A 21,049-nucleotide genomic window follows, 5' to 3' on the forward strand; every position below is an offset into this window, starting at 1 on the left:
GCTTCGCCCTGGTATTAATAGCCAGGGCGAAAATCGTTAAGGCCGATAAAGGTGCCACCGTTTTGCAGAGTGAGTTCGCGCATCAGGGCGGCAAAGCGGATGCCCGTCATCTGGTACTGCGGCGGATTGGCAAACTGCACAGGTAAACCCACTGCGTGGATGCGCACCCGTTTCTGATTACCTTCTGCCATCAGGTTAATTCTGGACACCGTATCCACCACCTGCTTGATGGAACGGCCGGTAAATTCATCACCAAATACATAGATGCTGATTTTTTTGTCCGGGGCGTAAAACGAGCGGATGGCGGCCAGTACACCCTCCACCGGGGATGAATTACTAAAGGGGTGCCAGCCACGCAGCCGCTCGACAATGGCGCTGCGCCTGGCTGGTGTGTCTGGGATCCACTCACGGCGATAATTAGTGAACATATAGTCGCCCATGTCATTCATGATCTGGATCCCTTTAACGTTGGGGTAAATATCCAATGTGGCGATGATTTCATCGATCATGCGTTGCCAGCCGTAATTGACCATGCTGCCGGACGTGTCGATGATGAAAATGATGTATTCACTGTCTACCGGGATGCCGCCGATAAGATCATTCTTACGCTTGTAGTTATCCCCCAACAGGCGGCGCATTTCCTCGGTCAGACTTTGCCTGGCCAGTTCCAGTTCGCCTTTTTGTCTGGCACTGACCTGTTCGGCTTCTGATAATCTGGCGTAACGGCTTTGTAGCAAATCCATTTCGGTACGCAGTTTGGCTATCCGCGCCAGTTCAAGAGAAAGTTGCTCGTGTTTGGCAGTCATCTGGCGGTTCAATGTGGTGGTTTCGCCGCGCAGGGTAAACAATTGACGCTGTAAGTCCTGCACCAGGCCCTGATTATCGATTTGCGCCTGCTCAATCACATCCGGGGGCACATTGCGGACAATCAGCATCAGAATAATAATGGCGCCAAAGCCGCAGGAAATAACATCCAAAAACGAGATACTGAAAATATCCGTGACTTGTCTGCGTTTCATGGCCAGTCCTCCGATGGACTTAAGAAGGAGCCGCCAGTGAGTTGTGCCAATTGCCAGAACGCCGCAGCGGCCATAGGATCGCCTTCCATCGGGCTGAGCAGGGTATTGACCGGTACGCCCTGAGGCAGCCCCTGTACCGCTTTTTTAAACAGTTCCAGCCGCTCAATACCGGAGATGGTGTTTTCCTTATTGGCATTCAGCCCCTGGGTGGGCAGGCCATCGGTGATCAGGAAGATATTGTCAGGCAACGGATCCAGTGCGCCGGCCGACAGAAATGCCCGCTCCAGACTGGTACCGCCGCCAGGCAGGTGTTTACGTACACTAGCCATGGCCTTATCCAGGCTGTCTTTGTCACTGACCTTCAGCCAACTGCCCTGAGTATTCTCAATGGCAGCATGCGCATCGGTATTAAACAGGTAAATCTGGTAATGACTGTCTTTGGGAAATTGCGATACCAGCCAGGCGGCGCGATCCTGGGCACGTAACCACTTAGGTGATGCACGCTGAATGTCCTCCTGCATATGGCGTCGGCGCACTATATTAACCAGCCGCTCATCCAGCATACTGGTGCTGGCATCCAGCAGGATCAAAATTCTTTCCCCTCCCAGGCGTAAACCGGTCAGGTATTGCCTGTCCCCCATACCAACAAATTTCTGAACATTTTCCCCTTCGCGCTGTTCGGCCAGTAATTGCTGCTTCTCCTTCTCCAGAGCGGCCAGTTGCTCTTTGAGTTTTTTAATTTCTTCGTCCCATTGCTCAGGATCCAGCACGTCCAGGTGACTACGCTGATTACGCAACTGCTCTTCTATCTGCCGTGCCAGTCCCTGAGCATCAGCCAGTTCCATGTCCACCTCTGACAGCACATTTCTGGCACGCACCAGATCTTCCTTGCCAATGCGGATCTCCTCTTCCAGCAGGCGCACTTCAGATTCATCCATCATCTCCACCTGCTCGCGGTTTTCATCAATACCGTGTTTAAGCAGCAGAAACAGCAAGGCTGCGGCGCCAAAGCCGCAAGACATAACATCTAAAAAAGCCAGGCTGAAATTGGATGCTTGACGACGACCTTTTCTGCTCATGGCAGCACCCGGATAAAGCGAAGCTGATGCTGTTGCTCGCCCTGGCACAGCGTTATTTCATCACCCAGTCTGAGCAGACCGTCGGTTCGCACAGAACGGGCTTGCCAGGGCGCATTGGCGACCAGCACAAAGCCGCTATCTTGTCTGTTTAATAAAAACGCGGGGCTATCGCTCATGTGCGTTAACCTGTGGTTTTGCCAGCCATATCCCCCCGCCGTCAGGGGCAAAGCGTGATCCTGAAACAGAATGTGGGTTGGCCAGGCCAGTCTGGTGCTCTGACTGGTCCGCGGCAGGCTGTCAATTAACGGTATGGCCTGGGAATCAGGGCTGGGCGACACATACTTACAGGCTGCGATGGCGGCGTTTAAGGACAGGCACTTTGCGTTTTTCAGCAGGTCTGCAAGACCGGGCAGGGCGGCCAGTCGGGGGCTGAGCCACAGGTTTGCCTGCTGCGATTCCAGCGCGCGTTGCAGCGGTATAAAAAACTGGCAGATTAGCTCGCTTATTTCCTGCCCATCAAGTCGCAGTACTTTGTTGGCAATCACCAGTTCATTGTTTGCCTGTCCGCTGCATACTGCCTGGGTCCACTCATACATCGCCTGTTCGGTTTCCCCCCTGTGCATGGGATCAAAGCGCTGCTCCTGAATAAAGCGGCGGGTCAGGTGTCGCATAATATGTTCATGCAGATTGTCCCAGCCCAGCGCCGAGAAATGTTGATAGGAGGTTACGCCGATATCCGCATCTGCTTGTAGTTGGGTTAACAGAACTTGCTGGGCATGCAGTTCCAGGTGCGCATGGCTGCCAGATTCGGCTTGCTCTGCCAAGCAGGCCAGCGCCTGATTGATCATGCCCTGCACCTGCCATGGCGTCTCACGCAAAATCCCCAGTAGCAAACTGAGCTGTGCTTCGCCGAAGCTGGCCGGCACCGCCAGCAACACAGGAGACGGACCAAATTGTTCAGCCATGGCCAGGAGTTGTTGATGCGCCAAATCGGCCGGGTGACGAAAGCCGCCAATTTGCCTGCCTTGTTCCAGGCTCAGATATTGCCAGTAAGTACTGGCGCAGTGCCTGGGGTACAAACGTCGGGCCGACAGGGCCTGAGCATTGAACAGCAGCGCACTGCCTTGTTCCAGAATCACGCACTGGTGTTCAAAACACTGCTCATTCCGATGCAGTCGCAGGGCAATATCATTGATCTCAAGAACATCCACAATGCTTACTCCACTTGTTTCATCCAGCGCAATAAATGCTCATCGGTGTAGCGTTTGGTTTGAGTTACCACCCGCTCTTGCTGTAATTGCAATTGATGACTGACAAACATGATGAAAATACTGATCAGAAGGGCGATAAAGGTGGAATTAAATGCCACTCCCAGTGCCTGGGTGACCCCGGTAATATCGCCCTCAATCGCTTTGTGGGCCTGTCCCAGTGCATCGCCTATGCCGCGTACTGTGCCGATAAATCCAATGGACGGAATGGCCCAGGCGATATAGCGCACCAGCGAAAGCTCACTGTCGAGGCGGTCAGATTCGGTATCACACTGCTCTTTTATCGCCTCCGCTGATGCCGCCACATCGCCGGTGGCACCAAAGCGTTGCAGGGCCGTGAGCAGGGTGCGCGGTACCAGCAATTGTTGCTGCTGCTCAGGCAAGGCTTGCAATGGCCGGGATAAGTCCACCGCATCAGTGGGCAAGATGGTGGTACCCTGTTCGGTGGGTAACCAGTGGCGATCCAGCATGCGCCGCTCTTTTTGCAGTTGCATGGCTTTAAAGGCCATGATGGAGCAGGCCCACAACATCAGAATAAAGCAGCTTTCCTGCTCAAAATCTTTCAGCACGACATACCATGAGCGCTGGGCCTGAATTGTCTGGCCCTGACTTTGTAGTTCTATTTGCTGCTGGATAAGGGCATCGGCCCGGGGACGAATCAGAGAAACATACAGGCCATGTACCAGAATGATGGCCATCAACAGACTGAAAAGTTGATAGATGAATTCGCGTGGCGCACGATTGTCCATGGTAAACCTCAAATGTCCGTAGGAAAGGAAACCGAGGAATCTTCAGAGATCTCCTCAGATGGAATAAAAAAGCCCTGACGGTTTGGGGCCGGCTGATCCGGTGCAAAGGCCTGGCCGGTCTGACATGCCAGCACCAAGGCCAGCAGCAAGAGTTTCAGCTTTCTACTCATGGCGTTGTCTCCTTTACATTGCTTAATGGTTCGGCATAACGGGCCAGGCGAAAGCCCAGATCGCGTCTCGGTTCGCTGCCATAATCACGATAGGAAAGGCGCAGTTCGGTCAGTCGGGCGTGTGCCCAACTGGCACCGCGAATCACATGGTGTATGCCTTGCTGGCTACCCAGAGGGTCCTGCTCAGCCTTGAAATTCAGTCCTGAATGAATCTGGTATACGTCATGCACCCATTCAGAGACATTGCCCATCAGGTCATATAGCCCTTTGTCATTGGCAGCAAAGCTGCCCACCGGCGCACTGACCCGGAACTTGTCCTCAAAATTTGCCAGCACATCCCCTACCAATGCGGCACTTTCCAGCCCAGCCAGGTTTGCGCTGGCAGGGGGAGGGGGGAGTTGCTGGCCCCAACTGAATTGTTGCATCGCTGCATTCTGGTAACGAGCGGCCCAGGCCCACTCGGCTTCACTGGGTAAACGATAGCCATTGGATGTGGCATCAAATCCCTGATACTGATTATCTTCAATCAGGTAAAACGGAGCTAAGCCCTGTTGCGCCGACAGCCAGTTGCAAAAACGGGCGGCATTTAGCCAACTGACATTAACCGCGGGCTGGTTTTCCCCATCCAGACTGGCACCTTCAGCATGGGATGAACTGTGAAATGACTCAAATTGCCGGTACTGGCGGTTGGTGACCTCTGTGGCGCCCAGATAGAAGGGGCGGCTGAGCTTTACATTGTGTATGGTTTCATTGGCACGACGGCCTTGTTCGCGCCGTGATGCCCCCATCTGGAAGCTGACCTGGGGATGAAACAGATGCAATCTGGCATCACCCAGTATTTGCAACTGTTTGGGTAAGGCATCAAATCTGGCCTGCTCGAGGGTTTTCAACTTGGCCTGCAGGCGAATCAGTTGTCCGGCCCTGGGAGTGAGTTCGCGGGTAAAGTCAGCATAGCCGTCCAGGGTGATGCGAACGCGTTGCGGGCGTGTGGCCAGTTCGAGGGTTTGGTTGGCCCTGCCCATCAGAATATCATTCACATACAGCAAGGCATCCTGATGCTCGCTGCTGATGGCCACTTTGCCAAGTAAGGCAGTGAGTGGCAGATCCAGTGCCTGCTTAGATCCCGATGGCGCCTGCACTTCTCGGTCCAGCGGCTGATAGCCCTCCAGCAGTAGCTGTAACTGATGGGTTTTGTTGGCTTCCAGCGATAAAACTACTGGCGTTTTGCCCTGATACAAACCGTCCAGGGTAACGCTGGCGCCGACTGGCTTTGAGCTCAGATTCAATGTGGCTGATGCGGGCAGCAATCTGGCCTGCTCGATACTCAGGTTTTGTCCGGGTTCTATCTGCAAACGTTGTTGCCAGCTTTGGTAACCAGGATGTGACAGTTGCAGCCGGTGTTCACCGGCCATCAGCTCAAGTTGCAAAGGTGTCTGACCTTGTGGCACATCGTTCAGGCTAAGCGTGGCGCCAGGTGGGTAGCTGTCCAGTTGCAGTGTACCCCAGCCCGGTTTAAGTTCAACACTCAGGGTCTGCAGTTTGCCAAAGCCGACAATCTCAATGGGTTGCTCATAAGGCAGGTACCGCTCTGCAGTGAGTTGCAACTGATGCTGTCCCAATGGCAGATTGGTGATGTCCTGCTGGCTGTTGCCAACGGCTTGGCCGTCGATAAAAACCTGTGCGGGGACATTGGTCGCCAGTTGTAAACGACCTGGCTGTGGCGCAAGGTGAATGTCCAGACTGAAATTATCGCTACTGCTGGTGTCCAGTACCTGCTGATGCTGTTGGTAACCTGGATGGGTGATTTGCAATTGATACTGGCCGGGCATCAATAAGGTTCTCTCCCCCAGCTCAATATGATAAGGACCGTCTAACTGGATTTGACTGTTTACCGGAGTGACGCGCAGTTCCAGACTGGTGGCACTGAGCAGAAACGCCAGAATAGCCAACAACAGGCATAACATTAACCCCAACAGATAATGCCATGGCCTAAAGGAGTGGGCCGGGCGAGATGGCTGACGGCCACCAGGCTCGAACACAGCAGGGGTGATCAATGTCGCATTTTTTATCTGCAAATTACTCATATGCTGCCTATTTTCTCGGTGCAACGAATATGGATGACAGGGGCCTGGTCTCCGGCGTTTAAGATAAATTCATGCAGCACTTCCCGGTAACCTTCACGCTTACCCAGCAAGGTGTATTTGCCCGGATATAAATGCAGTTGTTTGCTGTCGAAGGTGCCCAGTCCACCTACTTTGAATAGCTGAACTTCGGTCTGATTGTCCGATATCAATTGCACACTGACCGGATCCCTGGCCTGTACCAGCAAATGCTGCAGTGTGGAGATCTGATCGCTAAGTCTGGGGCCTGGTAAGTTAATGCGGCTGGCTTGTTCAAGCAGTGCGGTGGCACTGGCATACTGACGCTCATCGCGAAGGGCCAGAGGTTCGGCTAGCCTGGCTCTGAGCAATTCATCTAATTCTGCTCTGGCTGTGGCCCTGAGCAAGGCCACCCTGACCTGGACCAGGTTGGGCTGTAATGCGTCGGCCTGTTGGTAATTTTCAATGGCCTCTGTCCAGCGCTCCTGTGCTTCAAGCTGCTGACCCTGGCGCATTAACCCCGCAATACGCTGGGCCAGTTGCTTGCTCTTGGCCTGACGCAGAGCGTCTAAACTGTCGGCATCTTTGGGTTTAAGCTTCAGTGCCTGGTTAAAGGCGTTGATAGCCTCCCCCGCGTTTTCTGCTGCCAGTGCGGTTAATCCCTCTGACATATAGCGGCGGTGCAGTTGGTCGAGTTTACTTTGCTGAAGACGTGCTAATGTCTGGCTGGCTCGTAGATGTTGATTATCCAGTCCATGGGCCTGACTGGCGAAATCGATGGCCTCATCAATTTTGCCATCCTCTTCGGCATAGCCACTGGATTTCAGCAGCTTTAAAACCTGTGGCAGACTTTGCGCCCGCAGCAGACCGGCATGTGCATCTTTATCTTCTGGATGGATGGCGTGGGCAAGATCAAAAGCACTGAGGGCAAGTTCCGGATCATCCTCCATTAATGCTTGTTGGCCCTCGGTCATTGCCTTCACAAAAACTTGCTCGCTTTGTTGTTGCAAGGTTTGCAGTGCCTTCAAACTGGCTTGGTATTGGTCCAGAGCCTGGGTAAATTGACGCTGCTGGTAGAAATTATCGCCATCTTCGGCTTGTCTCAAAGCTGCTTGCATGGCGTTTTCTGCCCAGCGCGATACGGCCTGACTTTCCAGCGTCTGCTGGACACTGAGCAATTGCTGTAAAATATCCTGAGCTTCACGGCGGGCTTTCGCCAGTTGCGCATCCTGAAATGGCGTGTCTTCCAGCTTAGCAGCGACGGGCTGGGGCGGCGGTAAGGTTGGGCTCTCTGCTTTTGGCAGCCATTGCGGCATATTCAGGATCAGCCAAATCAGCAGGCCACAAAGCAACACCAGTGGCAACAGGTAAAGCGGTTTGCCCTTGGGACGCAGGGGCGTACCGACTTTATCGGTGACAAATCGAGGCTGGGAGGTATCTGGTATTTGTTCACGCATAACTGCTCCGGAGTTTTAAGTCACTAATGCACGGATTCGCCGCGTTCCAGTTGATAAATTTCCTTTAGCAGTGCCTGCCATTGCTGATACTGGTCGTCCACCGTGCCAGACAGCGTGACGGTGCGATCTTCCAGCTCAATACTTTGTGGAGCGATACTGGCTTCCAGTGACTCGCCGAGCTCAAGCAGGGCATCAATGTGGATCTGAGCCTGATCGGATTTATCCATGCCACTTTTCAGCATATAGCCCCCACCGGCCACCCCCACATAAGACGCCGCTCTGGCCACCGCATCAGGACTGCCTGCGCCAAGCACGCCACCGACAATAGCCGCAGCGCCAAGAATGGTGCGTTTACGGGCTTCTTCTTCCAGCTCTCGCATGGCAATGACCTCCTGATAGCTCTGACCACGCCAGGCCCGATAAGCCACCGCCATTTCCCGGGCGTATTGGGAGTAATATTCCTGTAGCGTGTCGATATACATCTGGTCGCGTTCCCGAATGGACTGCAGACGTTGCATCATGCTGTCACCTGAGGCCGGTAGTCGGCTTATCTGGTAATAACCGTCATTATTCTGGTTCACATAGTCGGCAAATACCTGGGGAGCAAAATTACCGGCAAAACGCAGGGCTGCCAGTTCATGCAGATAGGCCACCTGTTGGTTGCTTAACTGGCGGCGGTAATTGAGTAAATCGTTGGCAATACGGTTATACAGGTCGGCAAAAGGTTCACTGTTGTCTTTATGTTTCGGATCATAAGCGTAGCGACTGGCCAGACCCTGATATTCTTTCTCCAGCCAGGTGCGGCCAGTGGCGTCAAATGCATGCACCCATAACTTTAATTGTTCACCGTCTGAGGACAGTATCTTGGCAGTGACGTTCAGATCCAGTGGCACACTGCCTTGCGGCACGATCCTGACTGGGCCCCAGGCGGCGCTTTTTTGCATAGCCTGCATAAGCAGAAAGGGAAAATACTGACTTTCAGCTTTGCGGATTTCCGCAAAATACAACGGGTTATCATCTTGCTCGGTTGGCATTTCGCCGGGATCAAAACGCACAATAGCCACATCCAGCAACTGGTCTTCACTCAGCAGGGTCTGCTGGGTAACGATAGGCGTTGTGTTAGTGGTTTTGACCTGGTAAGTGGCACACCCGCTAACAACCAGTATCAGCAGTAAGGCTGATAATGACATCCGGGAGGCTGAGGTTTTCATAATAGGCTCCTGTGCATATCAGTCGGCTTGACCTGCATTTTTCTTCAGCGGCAGGCCTTTGTACTTACGGTATTCATTCCAGAGTTTTTCTCTTAGTATCGGATCCGACTCCTTGATAGCTGCTTCGCGGATTTGCCTGGCTACCACATCATCATCACTGGCCTCCGGGATATCCGCGGGAACGGAATCAATGCCGGGCAGCGCCTGCCCACCCTCGGGCAGTGGTGAGCCCGCAGAAGAGGGCTGCGATCCTGCCGATGCGCTATCATTCCCGCCGGCAGGTTGGCCATTATCCTGTTCCCCGCCAAAACTACCTTCTCCTGCCGTTGCAGGCTCTTCTTCCATGGACTCCGGCTGCTGAGGAATTTCCGCCCCTTGCTGCGCAGCTCTGTCACGGACATAGGCATTTTCACGCAGGATCATCTGGTCGTATTGCCCCATGGCACTTTCTAACTGCGCATCGGCCCGGGCAATCAGTTGTTCATTGGAGGGCTGACCACCGCTTTGACCGCCAGCATGGCTGGCCGAAGCGGCACTGCTGCTGGAAGACGCTGACGCCGATGACGAGGATGATGCTGAAGATGAAGATGAAGATGAAGATGAAGATGAAGATGAAGATGATGAGGAGGCTGATGCATTGACCTCTTCTGAAAAGTCGATATCGTCTGATTCGCTCTGTCCTTCGCCCTGAATATCGCTGGGCTGCTCCGCGGTATTGTCGTTGTTACCGCTAGCGTCGCCACCCAAGTCTTCTTCTGCCTGGCCACCTCCGGGCTGTGGCATTATCTCGCCATTACCCATTTCACCTTGTTGTTGCCCCTGACCGGTCGCCTGACCGGTTTGGTCGCTGCCAGATTGTTGGCTTTGACTGGTTTGCCCCTGGCTACCTTGTTGCTGCCCTTGCTGTTGTTGGCCCTGCTGTGAAGACGTCGACGCCGAACTGCTGGTTTTGCCATTGGCAGCAGACTGGCTGGACGAACTGGATGACTGGCCGCTATTTGATGGCATGCTGGAGCTGGACTGATTTTGCCCCTGACCTTGCTGCTGACTCTTCTGTTGTCCGGAACCGGATGATGAACTGGGCGGCATCGGCTTGGAAGGCTGTGGCATCGACGGCGGTGACTGGGATGTGGATTCACAACCGCTGATTGCTAGCAGTAAACAACTGCAAAGCAGTGTCAAGGTACTGTATCTGGGGAGGTGCCGGTTCGACATGATGCTGCTCCTATGGGTTACTGATTTTCAGCTTAACCCCTTGAGTTTCAGTCGGTTCTTCCTCACTAAAGCGTGGGCGAAAACTGGCGGAACGCAAGAATCTTAACGCGCGAGAGCGCATGGCTGTGGCGTCCTGGGGATTGGAGTCAAGCAACTCAATATTATTGGCTTTGCCGTGGGCATTGACATCAAACCTGGCTAACACAAAGCGCTCTGTCTCTTTTTCACCACTGCTGTCGCCTAAATACAGCCGCGAGTCCGGTAGCAGGGTAGGTGAGTCAAATAAGGTAAAGGCGGCTGGTGCATTTTCCTGGCGGGCAATATCTCGGGCTTCGCGATAGGTATCAAAAGCGGTGGTGGACTTGCCGAACATTAAGTACCAGTCGGCCAGGCCAACCCTGGCCAGTACTTTATCCTGGCCCGTTACCCCTTCATGTTGGCCATCATAGATGGCGACCATTTTTTCCAGTGCCTGTTTGCCTTCCCGATAATTCTCGGTGCGGTAATCTACCGCAGGCAGGCCCATGTAAAAGCTACCCTGGCGGGTCATGTCCACCCCGTCCACATCAAACTCAAGTTGGGCAGGACCAAGCTGAGATTTGAAAAAACTGGTCATCACCAATCCTTTCAGGCTTTGCACCATACGAGGGTCGTTGTCACCGTAGTTGGCCATGATAATGTCATGGGTCTGCTTAAAAAGTGCCTCGGATTGCAGCAACCTGACATAGGTTTCGTTTTGAAATTCATGGTTGTGCACAAACAATAACCAATTGGCATAGTTGAACAGGTAAGGGAGCAAGCGTGGATCGTCTGGCCTGAAGTTACGATTGACCAGCCAGTAGGCTCGCTGATGCTGATCATCCATGTCTTTCCAACGGTGCTGTGCCATCATGCTGCTTTGCATTTTGTCCATGATTGCAAGCTGGTTCAGAGCATAAATGCCTTCATTTATTTTGGTGATTTGTAATGCTCTGGCAAAGCTGTCGAGGGCCAACTGGTGTTGTTCCTGTTGCTGGTAAGCAACGCCAAGCTGGGTTAGAAGTTGCCCAAGTTGAGGGCTGTACGTTCCTTCTTCCTGTTGTACCCGATCAATTTCAAGCAGATAAGGTCTGACTGGCTGAGTATCCAGCTCTGCCTGCACGGCATTGATTGACAACAGCAGTGCGCACAAGCACTGACCAAAATATCCACAACGGGTAGCAATTTGCATGGTACAACCCCAAGAAACGAACTGATTTTTACCTGATAACCAATCTCTTCGACCTGATTGCCGAAGCACTTTCTACAGATAGTGATACTGTGTGTTTCCCGGTGTCCTGTTCGCTCAGCTGCCTGCCGGATCTTGTATTTTTACGCTCAGTCCTGTTGCGAATGGAACTGATCGACCTGCTTGGCGATCAGCCTCTTTTGTCCTGTCCGCTATCCCCTACACCTTACTGTCAGCCAATGACAACGGTGACATCCTTTCTTATGAATCATAAGCTTAGGGAGCCGGGCAAGTGCCTTAATGCGAGTATAGTTAAGATGTAATCAAAAGGTTAAAAAAAATCTTGTGATTATTTTTTGAATGTGGTTGGACGCTTGAAGAGTGGGGTTTTGCGCCATTTTTATTTTTCAGTGGTAATAAAAAAAGCCGGTCAGATGACCGGCTTGAATAAGATTAATTGGCGTTTATATCCCTGGCCGGGGTGTTGACATCAGGCAGGGGAGAAGCGTTTAAATCTGGTACTGGCTTATCCTGTAATTGTTGCTTCAGGTAGCTTAATGCCTGCTGCAATTGTGCGTCCTGCCCCGCAAATGTGCTATGTGGCAGATTGTCCACTTCCACATCAGGCTCTACGCCATAGCCTTCCACTATCCAGCGACCATCCATGGCGTACTGGGCGAACTCGGCGACCCTGGCCATGCCATTGTCTGCCAAACGATTACGGCCCGTTAGCCAAACCCCCGCACCCGCGGTGCGCTTGCCAATCACAGGGGCAAGCTCCAGCGCTTTGATGGCGGCCGTGAAGGTTTCACCATCTGAATAGGTGTACTGATCCGCCAGTACCGCCAGATGACCGCGAAAAGCTGCCTGCATGTTGGTGTAGGCTTCCCCCCGGGTGTTCTGCCAGAAAGCCCAGGCCTTGCGCATTAACTTTTCAATCAGCCAGCTATCAATATTGCCGCCGCGGTTACGGCGTACGTCTATGATTAAGCCCTTTTTATCGAAGTTTGCATAGAACTCGCGGGCAAATTCTGCGATATCGTTGCCGCCCATGGCGTAAATATGTAAGTAACCAAAATCCGGATTGGCTTGTTCAACCAACTTGCGGTTGTGGTTGACCCAGTCCAGGTACTGTAAACGATTCGCTTCGCCACTACTGATGGGGGTCACCACGGTTTTGTGAAGCTGCTTGCCGCGCTTAAGTTCCAGCAATACCTGTTTGTTGAGTTGATTACGCAGGACCTGGTAAAGCTGACCTATATCGCTAATGGGCTGGCCATTTACTGCCTGAATCAGATCGCCGTTTTGCGCATCCACACCGGGTTTTGACAGCGGTGAAGCACGTTCTGGGAGTTCCGGGTCGGAAACATAAATGTGCGCGATTTCCACACCCTCTTTGCTTTGTCGGAACTCGGCGCCCAGGGATGCGGCTCTGGGTCTGTCGCTATCGGTGGGCATATCGCCCCCCCTGACCTGTGAGTGCAGGGTGTTCAGCTCACCCATCATTTGTGCAAACACATCGTTCAGCTCATGACGGTCGGTAATGCGTGCCAGCAGTGGCTGGTATTTTTCCTGCACTTTCGCCCAGTCCACACCGCGCATGCGTTTATCAAACAGCGAATCTCTGTGCATCAGCCAGGCATCGTGAAACATCTGCTGCCATTCCTGTTTGGGCGACAGCAACATTTGCCAGTCCTGACCGTTAATCTTGTTATCCTTGGCATCGCCTGGGAACTTCTGCTTGGCATCGACAATAAAGATATTGCCGTTATCATTACCTTGTTTACGCACTAATAGTTTTTTACCGTCGGATGACAGGCTAAATTCTTCCACTGCGTCGGTAAAGGTTTCCACTTTGGCGTCAGGGTCAATAGCAATAGATTTCAACAGGGGCTTTGTGCCGGGTTCACTGACCTGATCGATCAGGTACAGGTAATCCTGGCCTGCCTGCAGCGCTTGATAATTACCGGCTGGCACCGGCACCTGCCAGAGTCGTTTGTCGGCATTTTGCCAGTCAAATGCAGCTGTGGCCGAATGCTTATCGGCCTTTTTGTCTATATTCTCTTTTTTGTCCTGAGGCTGGTCTTGCCCTGGTTTATCCATCAACTCATTGCTGGGCTGAAATGGGAAGGTCGCATCTTTATCCAGCGCCAGAGCAAAGATTTGGCTGCGTCGGTCAAATGCGGGCCCCATATTACGGTCCCCCCAGGGGGAGCTTGGAGTAGCAACAAAATGACGATTGGACAGAAAATACAGCCATTTCCCATCCTGGCTAAAAGTAGGGGCATAGGACTCGTACTTTTCTGAGGTCAGGATTTGGGTTTTGTTTTGCTTAATGTCGAAAAGGGTTATCTGACTGCGGTTCTTATCAAGACCGTTACCGGCAATGGCCAGTAGTTGACTGTCGGCCGACCAGCTTATGCTGGATACGGGCGATAACCCTGCATAGCCACTGAGGATCTTGCGATTTTTGCCGCTAGTTAACTCCAGTAACCAGACATTACCATTCTTATCGTCATGTACCAGTGATGTACCGTCTGGCGACAGGCTCAGATTCCATCTGTAGGTATTGCCATCTTTAGTGAGTTGCTTTGCCGCACCGGAACCATCCGCGGCATAGCGCCAAATTTCCATCTCACCGCTGGCATCATTAAAGGCGTACACCCATTTGCCATCATGACTCAACAAGGCATTGCGGCTACGGGAGTTTTTGGGCGTGTCCACCTCCACCAGACGGGATTTGTCGATGCCAGCAATGGCAATTCGCCCCCTGGCTGTCAGTACCGCTTTTTGTTGCTCGCCAGCCAAGGTGCTGGAGGTCAGATAACGAAGTGGTTTGTTTTCCCACTGTTCACGTAAGTGAGGAAAATCAGAGGTAAGATCCAGTGGCACCACCTTTAACTGATTGCTGGTCAGATCCAGCACCTGAATATCGGCGCCTAACTGAAATACCAGCTTGTCGCCGCTTAGGCTGGCATGGCGCACGGTATAATCAGTAAAGCGGGTGACTTGTTCCACCGCACTGCCATCGGTATTCATTCGCCAGATATTGTCAGAGCCGCTGGCATCGCTGATAAAGTAAAGTTTACCGCCATGCAGCATTGGACCGCGCACTGAACCCTCATGCTGAGTGGTAAGTGGTGTTGCTTCTTGATTCGAATCCGGTTGGAAGTGCCAAAGCTCGCCCGTGGCGCCGCCCCGATACTGGCGGGTATTGTCGGTGGAAATCTGCAACCCAAACTGACTGAAGAACAGGTTTTTACCCTGGCTGTCCAACACACCGTCCACGGCATCAGCCACTTGCAATACTTCGGTCGTGAGGTCGCGCGGATTGACCTTAACCAGATTCCAACTGTTAGACATGCCGGTGCGCCCGGTTGTGCTGTATAACACTTGTCCTTCTGCGGTCCAGCCATGCACTTTCACCTGAGCTTGCTCAAAGGTAATCCGCTTGGCTACGCCACCTTGCAGAGGTAATACATAGACCTCATTGGCCCCTTCGTAGTTGGCGACAAAAGCCACTTGTTGTCCATCTGGGGAAATCGCTGCCTGAGTTTCCTCTGCTGGGTGCGTGGTCAGGCGTCTGGCCTGTGGCTGGTTTAATCCGGCTACCCATAAATCGCCTTCGGCTGTAAATACCAAAGTATCGCCTTGCAAGGCGGGAAAGCGGTAGTAGCCTTCAGCGGCAAGGCCAGTGAAACTGGCACCAAACAGCATAGTGGCAAGGAGTTTTCTTTTCATGGAGGTGTCCTTCGGGCTTTTATCGTTGTTATGTCAAAAGGACCAGACTAGGGCAGGGAATGGCTCTTGTGAAGCCGGACCTGTCGCAAAACTGTAACAGGATGTCGCAACATTTCTGGCGTGCTAGAACAGACTTTCCTGGCTACTCAGGCGAGGCAAATTCAATTGCACCGGCGCTGGGGAATGTGGCCATTCCCGGAAAAATTGTTCTGCCAGCCAGGGCGCCTGACTGTTGTCGGCCTGGTGGAAGAATACAAAGGGAGTTTTGCCTTGCTCCAGCCACTGTTGGAGCTTAGCGTACCAGCTTTGATAGAAAATACGGTTGGCATGCAGCTCGGGATGGCCAACAAAACGTACTACAGGGCGCTGGCCTGTGGCAATGACATTGACCGGCACTCGGGGCTTTTTCATTTTTACTTGCCCCAATAAACCCTGATGACCGGGGGCGCTGAACAGGCCGCGAGTATCCATGATCACCCTGTTGACACCAAACTTCATCAGTAAGCGATTAAATTGCCGCTCCTCTTCACCCTTGGCAAAAAATGCCGGATGGCGCACTTCTACTGCATAGTGAAAATCTTCGGGCAACAAACGTAAAAAGTATTCGAGTCGCCCCAGATGCGCAGGGGAAAAGCGCGCAGGAAGTTGCAACATCAGGCAACCTGTCTGTGCCGCCAAAGGACGAAAGCGGGTGAGGAAAGTGTCCAGCTCCGGCTCGATATCGCTAAGTAACTTGTGATGGCTGATACTTTGATGAAATTTGAAACAAAAGCGGAAGTTTTCCGCCACAGATTGTTGCCAGCGATGCAGGGTGGCGGTATCCGGAATCTGATAGAAACTGGTATTGCCTTCTACCGAATTAAACAGGCGGCTGTAATGGTACAGGCTTTGTCCCTGACCGCTGCTTGCCGGAAACAATGTGCCTGTCCAGGCATCCATGTGCCACATAGGACAACCGCTAAACAGGGCGCTGGTTTGTTGCATGACAACGTCTGATGCTGGATTTCGGGGCACACAGTCTAACAAAGATACCAACAGTTGTGACAAGCCCGTGGTACACCTCGCATATTCAGTTGGTTTGGGTATACTATGCGGCCTTTGGTACAGGCATTTTCTCGGCTATTTCAGGGCCGACTTTTCAAATACAAGGTTTTATTCATGCGCACAGACTATTGCGGCAACATCAATGCATCCCATATTGGTCAGGAAGTAACCCTGACAGGCTGGGTAAACCGTCGACGTGATCTGGGAGGGGTTATTTTCCTCGATCTGCGTGATCGTCAGGGCATAGTGCAGGTTGTGTACGATCCGGATTTAGTTGAGGTGTTCGAGCAGGCCAATAAAGTGCGCAATGAATTTTGCGTGCAGGTCAAGGGACTGGTGCGTGCCCGTCCGGAAGGCCAGGTTAATAAAGACATGAGTACCGGCGAGATTGAAATTCTGGGTAAAGGCCTGACGGTATTAAATAAAGCTGCGCCGCTGCCGCTGGATTTCAATCAGGACAACTCAGAAGAGCAGCGCCTTAAATACCGTTACCTTGACTTACGTCGTCCGCTGATGACCCAACGTCTGATGTTCCGTGCCAGGGTAACGGGCGCAGTGCGTCGTTATCTTGAAGAGCAGGGTTTTCTTGATATTGAAACCCCGATTTTGACCAAAGCGACCCCAGAAGGAGCCCGCGACTATCTGGTGCCAAGCCGAACCCATAAAGGCGAATTTTTTGCTCTGCCGCAATCACCACAGCTGTTCAAACAATTGCTGATGATGTCGGGCATGGACCGTTACTACCAGATTGTAAAATGTTTCCGCGATGAAGACTTGCGTGCCGATCGGCAACCGGAATTTACCCAGATTGATATTGAGACGTCCTTCCTGGATGCCGATGGGGTAATGTCGATCACCGAAGGCATGATCAGAAGTTTATTCATTGATTTACTCAATGTTGACCTGGGCGACTTCCCGCGTATGACCTACGCAGAAGCGATGCAGCGTTACGGCAGCGACAAGCCGGACCTGCGTAACCCGCTGGAACTGACCGATGTGGCCGATTTACTTAAGGACGTGGAATTTAAAGTATTCAGTGGTCCGGCTAACGACCCCAAAGGCCGTGTGACGGTGATCCGCGTGCCGGGTGGTGCTACGCTATCCCGCAAGCAATTGGATGATTACGGTAGCTTTGTCGGTATCTATGGTGCTAAGGGCTTAGCCTGGTTGAAGGTTAACGATAAAGCCGCCGGCATGGAAGGCTTGCAATCACCTATTCTGAAATTCCTCGGTGAAGAGGTGGCCAATGCCTTATTGGCCCGCACTGGCGCTGAATCCGGCGATATTCTGCTATTTGGCGCCGATTCTGCGCGGGTAGTGACAGAAGCGTTGGGTGCACTGCGTCTGAAACTGGGTGAGGATCTGAATCTGCTGCAAGGGGAATGGCGCCCATTGTGGGTAGTTGACTTCCCTATGTTCGAAGAAGTAGATGGTCAGTTGTATGCGCTGCATCATCCGTTTACCTCGCCCCGCGATATGACACCGGAGCAACTGGCAGCCGATCCGCAAAATGCCGTCTCCAATGCCTATGATATGGTGTTAAACGGCGTGGAACTGGGTGGTGGCTCTGTGCGTATTCATGACCAGGCCATGCAGGCCGAGGTCTTCCGCATTCTGGGCATCAGTGATGAAGAAGCGCAACTGAAGTTTGGTTTTCTGCTTGAAGCGCTGCGCTATGGTGCTCCGCCGCATGCTGGTCTGGCCTTTGGTTTGGACCGTATGGTGATGCTGATGGTTGGTGCGACCTCTATCCGTGATGTGATGGCCTTCCCCAAAACCACCACTGCAGCCTGTCCGTTGACCGATGCACCATCACCGGCCAATCCGGATGCTTTGAAAGAACTGGCAATCCAGACCGTTAAAACCAGTCAATGATATTTAAACAGCCGCGCTCGGTGTTGGTCGTGATTTATGACGACCAACACCGGGTGCTGGTGATGCAGCGTCTGGACGATGCTAGCTTCTGGCAATCGGTCACCGGCTCGATGGAAACTGGCGAGCAGCCCATTGAAACTGCATGTCGCGAGGTATGGGAAGAGACCGGTATCGATGTGCGTGCACTGGGCTACACATTGATTGACAGCCGTCAGGTTAACGAGTATGAGATCCGGCCAGCCTGGCGGCATCGATACGAACCCGGTGTTACCCGCAACACTGAATATGTATTTAGTCTTAAGGTCAGAAGCGGGCAGACGGTCCGTTTGTCCGAGCATAGCCAGTTTGTTTGGTTACCCTGGTCTGATGCCGCCGCCAAGGTCTGGTCCGCCACTAATCGCCAGGCTATTCAGCATCTGGGCAAAGACTGGGGGGCGTAGTTATGAGCATTATTCTGGGCATTGATCCCGGCTCCCGCATTACCGGCTATGGCATAATTCGCCAGATTGGCAGTAAGTTTGAATATCTGGGCAGCGGTTGTATCCGTTTACCTGATGGCGCATTGCCAGAGCGACTGCAGCAAATTTACAACGGTATTACCGAACTTATCACCCAATACCAGCCCAACCAGATGGCCGTGGAACAGGTATTTCTGGCCCGCAACCCGGATTCGGCGCTGAAATTAGGGCAGGCCCGCGGTGCGGCTATTGTCGGTGCCACCAATCAGGGGCTGGATGTATTTGAGTACTCGGCCAGACAGATAAAACAGGCGGTGGTGGGCAAAGGCAGTGCCACCAAAGAACAGGTACAGCACATGGTGACCTACCTGTTGAAGCTGCCCGGCAAACCGCAGGCCGATGCTGCAGATGCTCTGGCTGTGGCGCTTTGTCATGGTCACACTAACCAGAGCCTGGTCAAACTGGCAGGCCAGGCCAGTAAAACCGTACGAGGCCGGTTAAGACGATAGTGGTATCTGACCGTAACCAAAAAGACACAGGTTACGCGGAGAGACAGGATGTGGAAGAGAATCAAATGACCAAAGGTATCTGCACAATGCGTAATGCCAAAAACCTAAGCTCAGAGTGTGTTTGCAGTGGCAGGCAGAATTAACAAACACATAAATGCCTGGTTTGGGTTTCGACCAGGTAGCAATAGCCAGCAGGAAGAAATTAAATTTCTCATACTCTTTGCCCTCTGTGTCACTGTGGTTACAACCAATAGAAAGGAAAAACAATGATAGGTCGGATTCGCGGTGTGTTAATTGAAAAACAGCCACCGGAAATTCTTATTGAGGCGGCAGGTGTGGGATATGAAATTCAGTTGCCCATGACCAGCTTCTACCAGTTACCGGATCTTGGTTTGGAGGCTATTGTTTATACCCATTTTGTGGTGCGCGAAGATGCACAGCTGTTATTTGGTTTTGCCACCAAAGCCGAGCGTGCACTGTTTCGGGAACTGATCAAAGCCAATGGGGTAGGACCCAAACTGGCATTGACCATTTTATCCGGCATGTCTGCCAGTCAGTTTGTATATTGCGTGCAGAGCCAGGATGTCAATGCGTTGATCAAGTTGCCGGGGGTGGGGCGCAAAACGGCGGAACGGTTGCTGGTGGAAATGAAAGACCGGTTGGCACACTTTATCGGTGACGAGCATCAGGCATTTGCCCTTGCCGCGCAGTCTGGTCCGGTAGAAAATACCTTTGTGGTATCGGACGATCCTCGTGATGAAGCCATCAGCGCCCTGGTGGCCCTTGGCTATAAACCGGCGCAGGCGGAAAAAACCGTAAAAGGTTTATATAAGGAAGGAACAAGTTCCGAACAACTGATTCGTGACGCCTTGCGCTCTATGCTGTAACCCATTGTCACATGATTCCAGACAGGTAAAACATGATCGAAGCAGACAGATTGATTCAACCCACCGCCAGCCAGGAAGACGAAGCCGTTGATCGGGCTATACGCCCTAAAATGCTGGCCGATTACACGGGTCAGGATCATGTGCGTGAACAAATGGAGATCTTTATTCAGGCGGCCAGAAAGCGCCAGGACGCCTTGGATCATCTGCTGATATTTGGCCCGCCTGGATTAGGCAAAACCACCCTGGCCAATATTGTGGCCAACGAGATGGGGGTGAATATTAAAACCACCTCAGGACCCGTGCTGGAGAAAGCCGGTGATTTAGCTGCCTTGCTGACCAATCTGGAAGCCCATGATGTGCTGTTTATTGACGAGATCCATCGGCTTAGCCCTGTAGTGGAAGAGATTTTGTATCCGGCAATGGAAGACTACCAACTGGATATTATGATTGGTGAGGGACCTGCTGCCCGTTCCATAAAGCTGGATCTGCCGCCGTTTACTTTGGTGGGTGCCACTACCAGAGCCGGCTCCTTGACTTCTCCGCTGCGCGACCGTTTTGGCATTGTACAGCGTTTAGAATTTTACAATGTACGTGATCTGACCCAGATAGTGCAGCGCTCAGCCAGCTATCTGAATCTGGCTATGCAGGAAGAGGGGGCAGTAGAAGTGGCCAGACGCGCCCGCGGTACGCCGCGCATTGCGAACCGTTTGCTGCGCCGGGTGCGGGATTACGCAGAAATAAGAGCTGATGGCCATATTAGCCAGGACGTGGCCGCCAAAGCACTGGATATGCTGGACGTGGACAAAGAAGGCTTTGACTATATGGACAGAAAGCTGCTAAGCGCCATTATTGATAAGTTTGATGGTGGACCTGTGGGGCTGGACAATCTGGCGGCGGCCATTGGTGAAGAGAAAGACACCATAGAGGATGTGATTGAGCCGTTTTTAATTCAGCAGGGTTTTTTGCAGCGCACACCCCGTGGCCGTATCGCAACGCAGCGAGCCTTTTTACATATGGGCTTTGACCTAAATCCGGATTAGCCGATGCTGTGATAATTGGGG

17 protein-coding genes are annotated in these 21,049 nt (G+C 52.5%); 5 read left to right on the top strand and 12 right to left on the bottom strand.

Features of this window, described 5'->3' with window-relative positions; genetic code table 11:
• Positions 1 to 14: 14 nt before the first annotated feature.
• From CSR04_RS09745 to CSR04_RS09795, 12 genes are all read right to left on the bottom strand, one after another.
• Entirely contained in the window at positions 15 to 1,019 is a 1,005-nt protein-coding gene (locus CSR04_RS09745; RefSeq protein WP_102796098.1) for a vWA domain-containing protein, read from the bottom strand.
• Positions 1,016 to 2,098 (bottom strand): vWA domain-containing protein, encoded by a 1,083-nt coding sequence (locus CSR04_RS09750; protein ID WP_102796099.1) that lies wholly within the window; start codon positions 2,096 to 2,098, stop codon positions 1,016 to 1,018. Before CSR04_RS09750 ends, CSR04_RS09745 begins: the two co-directional genes overlap by 4 nt.
• Entirely contained in the window at positions 2,095 to 3,309 is a 1,215-nt protein-coding gene (locus CSR04_RS09755) for a hypothetical protein (RefSeq protein ID WP_102796100.1), read from the bottom strand. Before CSR04_RS09755 ends, CSR04_RS09750 begins: the two co-directional genes overlap by 4 nt.
• Positions 3,310 to 3,314: 5 nt before the next feature.
• Positions 3,315 to 4,115 carry a MotA/TolQ/ExbB proton channel family protein gene (locus CSR04_RS09760; protein ID WP_102796101.1) on the bottom strand — a complete coding sequence of 267 codons (801 nt, stop codon included), beginning with the start codon at positions 4,113 to 4,115 and terminating at the stop codon, positions 3,315 to 3,317.
• Between the two features lie 8 nt (positions 4,116 to 4,123).
• The gene (locus CSR04_RS24915; RefSeq protein ID WP_172449304.1) at positions 4,124 to 4,285 is read right to left on the bottom strand and encodes a hypothetical protein; all 162 of its coding nucleotides are present in this window, start codon (positions 4,283 to 4,285) and stop codon (positions 4,124 to 4,126) included.
• Positions 4,282 to 6,369 carry a PEGA domain-containing protein gene (locus CSR04_RS09765; RefSeq protein WP_102796102.1) on the bottom strand — a complete coding sequence of 696 codons (2,088 nt, stop codon included), beginning with the start codon at positions 6,367 to 6,369 and terminating at the stop codon, positions 4,282 to 4,284. The genes CSR04_RS24915 and CSR04_RS09765 overlap by 4 nt, the downstream gene beginning before the upstream one ends.
• Positions 6,366 to 7,841 carry a tetratricopeptide repeat protein gene (locus CSR04_RS09770; protein ID WP_102796103.1) on the bottom strand — a complete coding sequence of 492 codons (1,476 nt, stop codon included), beginning with the start codon at positions 7,839 to 7,841 and terminating at the stop codon, positions 6,366 to 6,368. The genes CSR04_RS09765 and CSR04_RS09770 overlap by 4 nt, the downstream gene beginning before the upstream one ends.
• 23 nt (positions 7,842 to 7,864) lie before the next feature.
• The gene (locus CSR04_RS09775; protein WP_102796104.1) at positions 7,865 to 9,052 is read right to left on the bottom strand and encodes a hypothetical protein; all 1,188 of its coding nucleotides are present in this window, start codon (positions 9,050 to 9,052) and stop codon (positions 7,865 to 7,867) included.
• 18 nt (positions 9,053 to 9,070) lie between these two features.
• Entirely contained in the window at positions 9,071 to 10,267 is a 1,197-nt protein-coding gene (locus CSR04_RS24920) for a hypothetical protein (RefSeq protein WP_172449305.1), read from the bottom strand.
• Positions 10,268 to 10,277: 10 nt separating this feature from the next.
• Positions 10,278 to 11,477, bottom strand: coding sequence for a tetratricopeptide repeat protein (locus CSR04_RS09785; RefSeq protein WP_102796106.1), 1,200 nt, complete (start codon positions 11,475 to 11,477; stop codon positions 10,278 to 10,280).
• 450 nt (positions 11,478 to 11,927) lie between these two features.
• Complete coding sequence (locus CSR04_RS09790; RefSeq protein WP_102796107.1) at positions 11,928 to 15,215, bottom strand: S41 family peptidase; 3,288 nt, start codon at positions 15,213 to 15,215, stop codon at positions 11,928 to 11,930.
• 123 nt (positions 15,216 to 15,338) lie between these two features.
• On the bottom strand, positions 15,339 to 16,199 hold the full coding sequence (locus CSR04_RS09795; RefSeq protein ID WP_216362542.1) for a DUF72 domain-containing protein: 861 nt from the start codon (positions 16,197 to 16,199) through the stop codon (positions 15,339 to 15,341).
• Positions 16,200 to 16,373: 174 nt separating this feature from the next.
• On the opposite strand from CSR04_RS09795, the gene aspS reads away from it, so the two are divergent.
• From aspS to ruvB, 5 genes are all read left to right on the top strand, one after another.
• Positions 16,374 to 18,134 carry an aspartate--tRNA ligase gene (aspS, locus tag CSR04_RS09800; RefSeq protein ID WP_102796108.1) on the top strand — a complete coding sequence of 587 codons (1,761 nt, stop codon included), beginning with the start codon at positions 16,374 to 16,376 and terminating at the stop codon, positions 18,132 to 18,134.
• Positions 18,131 to 18,574: a dihydroneopterin triphosphate diphosphatase gene (gene nudB, locus CSR04_RS09805; protein ID WP_102796109.1), complete on the top strand. Its 444-nt coding sequence runs from the start codon at positions 18,131 to 18,133 to the stop codon at positions 18,572 to 18,574. The genes aspS and nudB overlap by 4 nt, the downstream gene beginning before the upstream one ends.
• A gap of 2 nt (positions 18,575 to 18,576) precedes the next feature.
• Complete coding sequence (gene ruvC, locus CSR04_RS09810; protein WP_102796110.1) at positions 18,577 to 19,101, top strand: crossover junction endodeoxyribonuclease RuvC; 525 nt, start codon at positions 18,577 to 18,579, stop codon at positions 19,099 to 19,101.
• Positions 19,102 to 19,367: 266 nt separating this feature from the next.
• A complete protein-coding gene (gene ruvA, locus CSR04_RS09815; RefSeq protein ID WP_102796111.1) occupies positions 19,368 to 19,988 on the top strand; it encodes a Holliday junction branch migration protein RuvA in 621 nt (206 codons plus the stop codon).
• A 32-nt stretch (positions 19,989 to 20,020) separates the two neighbouring features.
• Complete coding sequence (ruvB, locus tag CSR04_RS09820) at positions 20,021 to 21,028, top strand: Holliday junction branch migration DNA helicase RuvB (protein ID WP_102796112.1); 1,008 nt, start codon at positions 20,021 to 20,023, stop codon at positions 21,026 to 21,028.
• Positions 21,029 to 21,049 lie beyond the last annotated feature (21 nt).

The sequence above is a fragment of the Bowmanella denitrificans genome (genome assembly GCF_002887595.1).
Classification (GTDB): Bacteria; Pseudomonadota; Gammaproteobacteria; order Enterobacterales; family Alteromonadaceae; genus Bowmanella; species Bowmanella denitrificans.

Excerpts from the sequence above, each read along its gene's own strand:
- CSR04_RS09745 (WP_102796098.1), bottom strand. The coding sequence starts at position 1,019 with ATGAAACGCAGACAAGTCACGGATATTTTCAGTATCTCGTTTTTGGAT.
- CSR04_RS09750 (WP_102796099.1), bottom strand. The coding sequence starts at position 2,098 with ATGAGCAGAAAAGGTCGTCGTCAAGCATCCAATTTCAGCCTGGCTTTT.
- CSR04_RS09760 (WP_102796101.1), bottom strand. The coding sequence starts at position 4,115 with ATGGACAATCGTGCGCCACGCGAATTCATCTATCAACTTTTCAGTCTG.
- CSR04_RS24915 (WP_172449304.1), bottom strand. The coding sequence starts at position 4,285 with ATGAGTAGAAAGCTGAAACTCTTGCTGCTGGCCTTGGTGCTGGCATGT.
- CSR04_RS09765 (WP_102796102.1), bottom strand. The coding sequence starts at position 6,369 with ATGAGTAATTTGCAGATAAAAAATGCGACATTGATCACCCCTGCTGTG.
- CSR04_RS09770 (WP_102796103.1), bottom strand. The coding sequence starts at position 7,841 with ATGCGTGAACAAATACCAGATACCTCCCAGCCTCGATTTGTCACCGAT.
- CSR04_RS09775 (WP_102796104.1), bottom strand. The coding sequence starts at position 9,052 with ATGAAAACCTCAGCCTCCCGGATGTCATTATCAGCCTTACTGCTGATA.
- CSR04_RS24920 (WP_172449305.1), bottom strand. The coding sequence starts at position 10,267 with ATGTCGAACCGGCACCTCCCCAGATACAGTACCTTGACACTGCTTTGC.
- CSR04_RS09785 (WP_102796106.1), bottom strand. The coding sequence starts at position 11,477 with ATGCAAATTGCTACCCGTTGTGGATATTTTGGTCAGTGCTTGTGCGCA.
- CSR04_RS09790 (WP_102796107.1), bottom strand. The coding sequence starts at position 15,215 with ATGAAAAGAAAACTCCTTGCCACTATGCTGTTTGGTGCCAGTTTCACT.
- CSR04_RS09795 (WP_216362542.1), bottom strand. The coding sequence starts at position 16,199 with ATGCAACAAACCAGCGCCCTGTTTAGCGGTTGTCCTATGTGGCACATG.
- aspS (WP_102796108.1), top strand. The coding sequence starts at position 16,374 with ATGCGCACAGACTATTGCGGCAACATCAATGCATCCCATATTGGTCAG.
- nudB (WP_102796109.1), top strand. The coding sequence starts at position 18,131 with ATGATATTTAAACAGCCGCGCTCGGTGTTGGTCGTGATTTATGACGAC.
- ruvC (WP_102796110.1), top strand. The coding sequence starts at position 18,577 with ATGAGCATTATTCTGGGCATTGATCCCGGCTCCCGCATTACCGGCTAT.
- ruvA (WP_102796111.1), top strand. The coding sequence starts at position 19,368 with ATGATAGGTCGGATTCGCGGTGTGTTAATTGAAAAACAGCCACCGGAA.
- ruvB (WP_102796112.1), top strand. The coding sequence starts at position 20,021 with ATGATCGAAGCAGACAGATTGATTCAACCCACCGCCAGCCAGGAAGAC.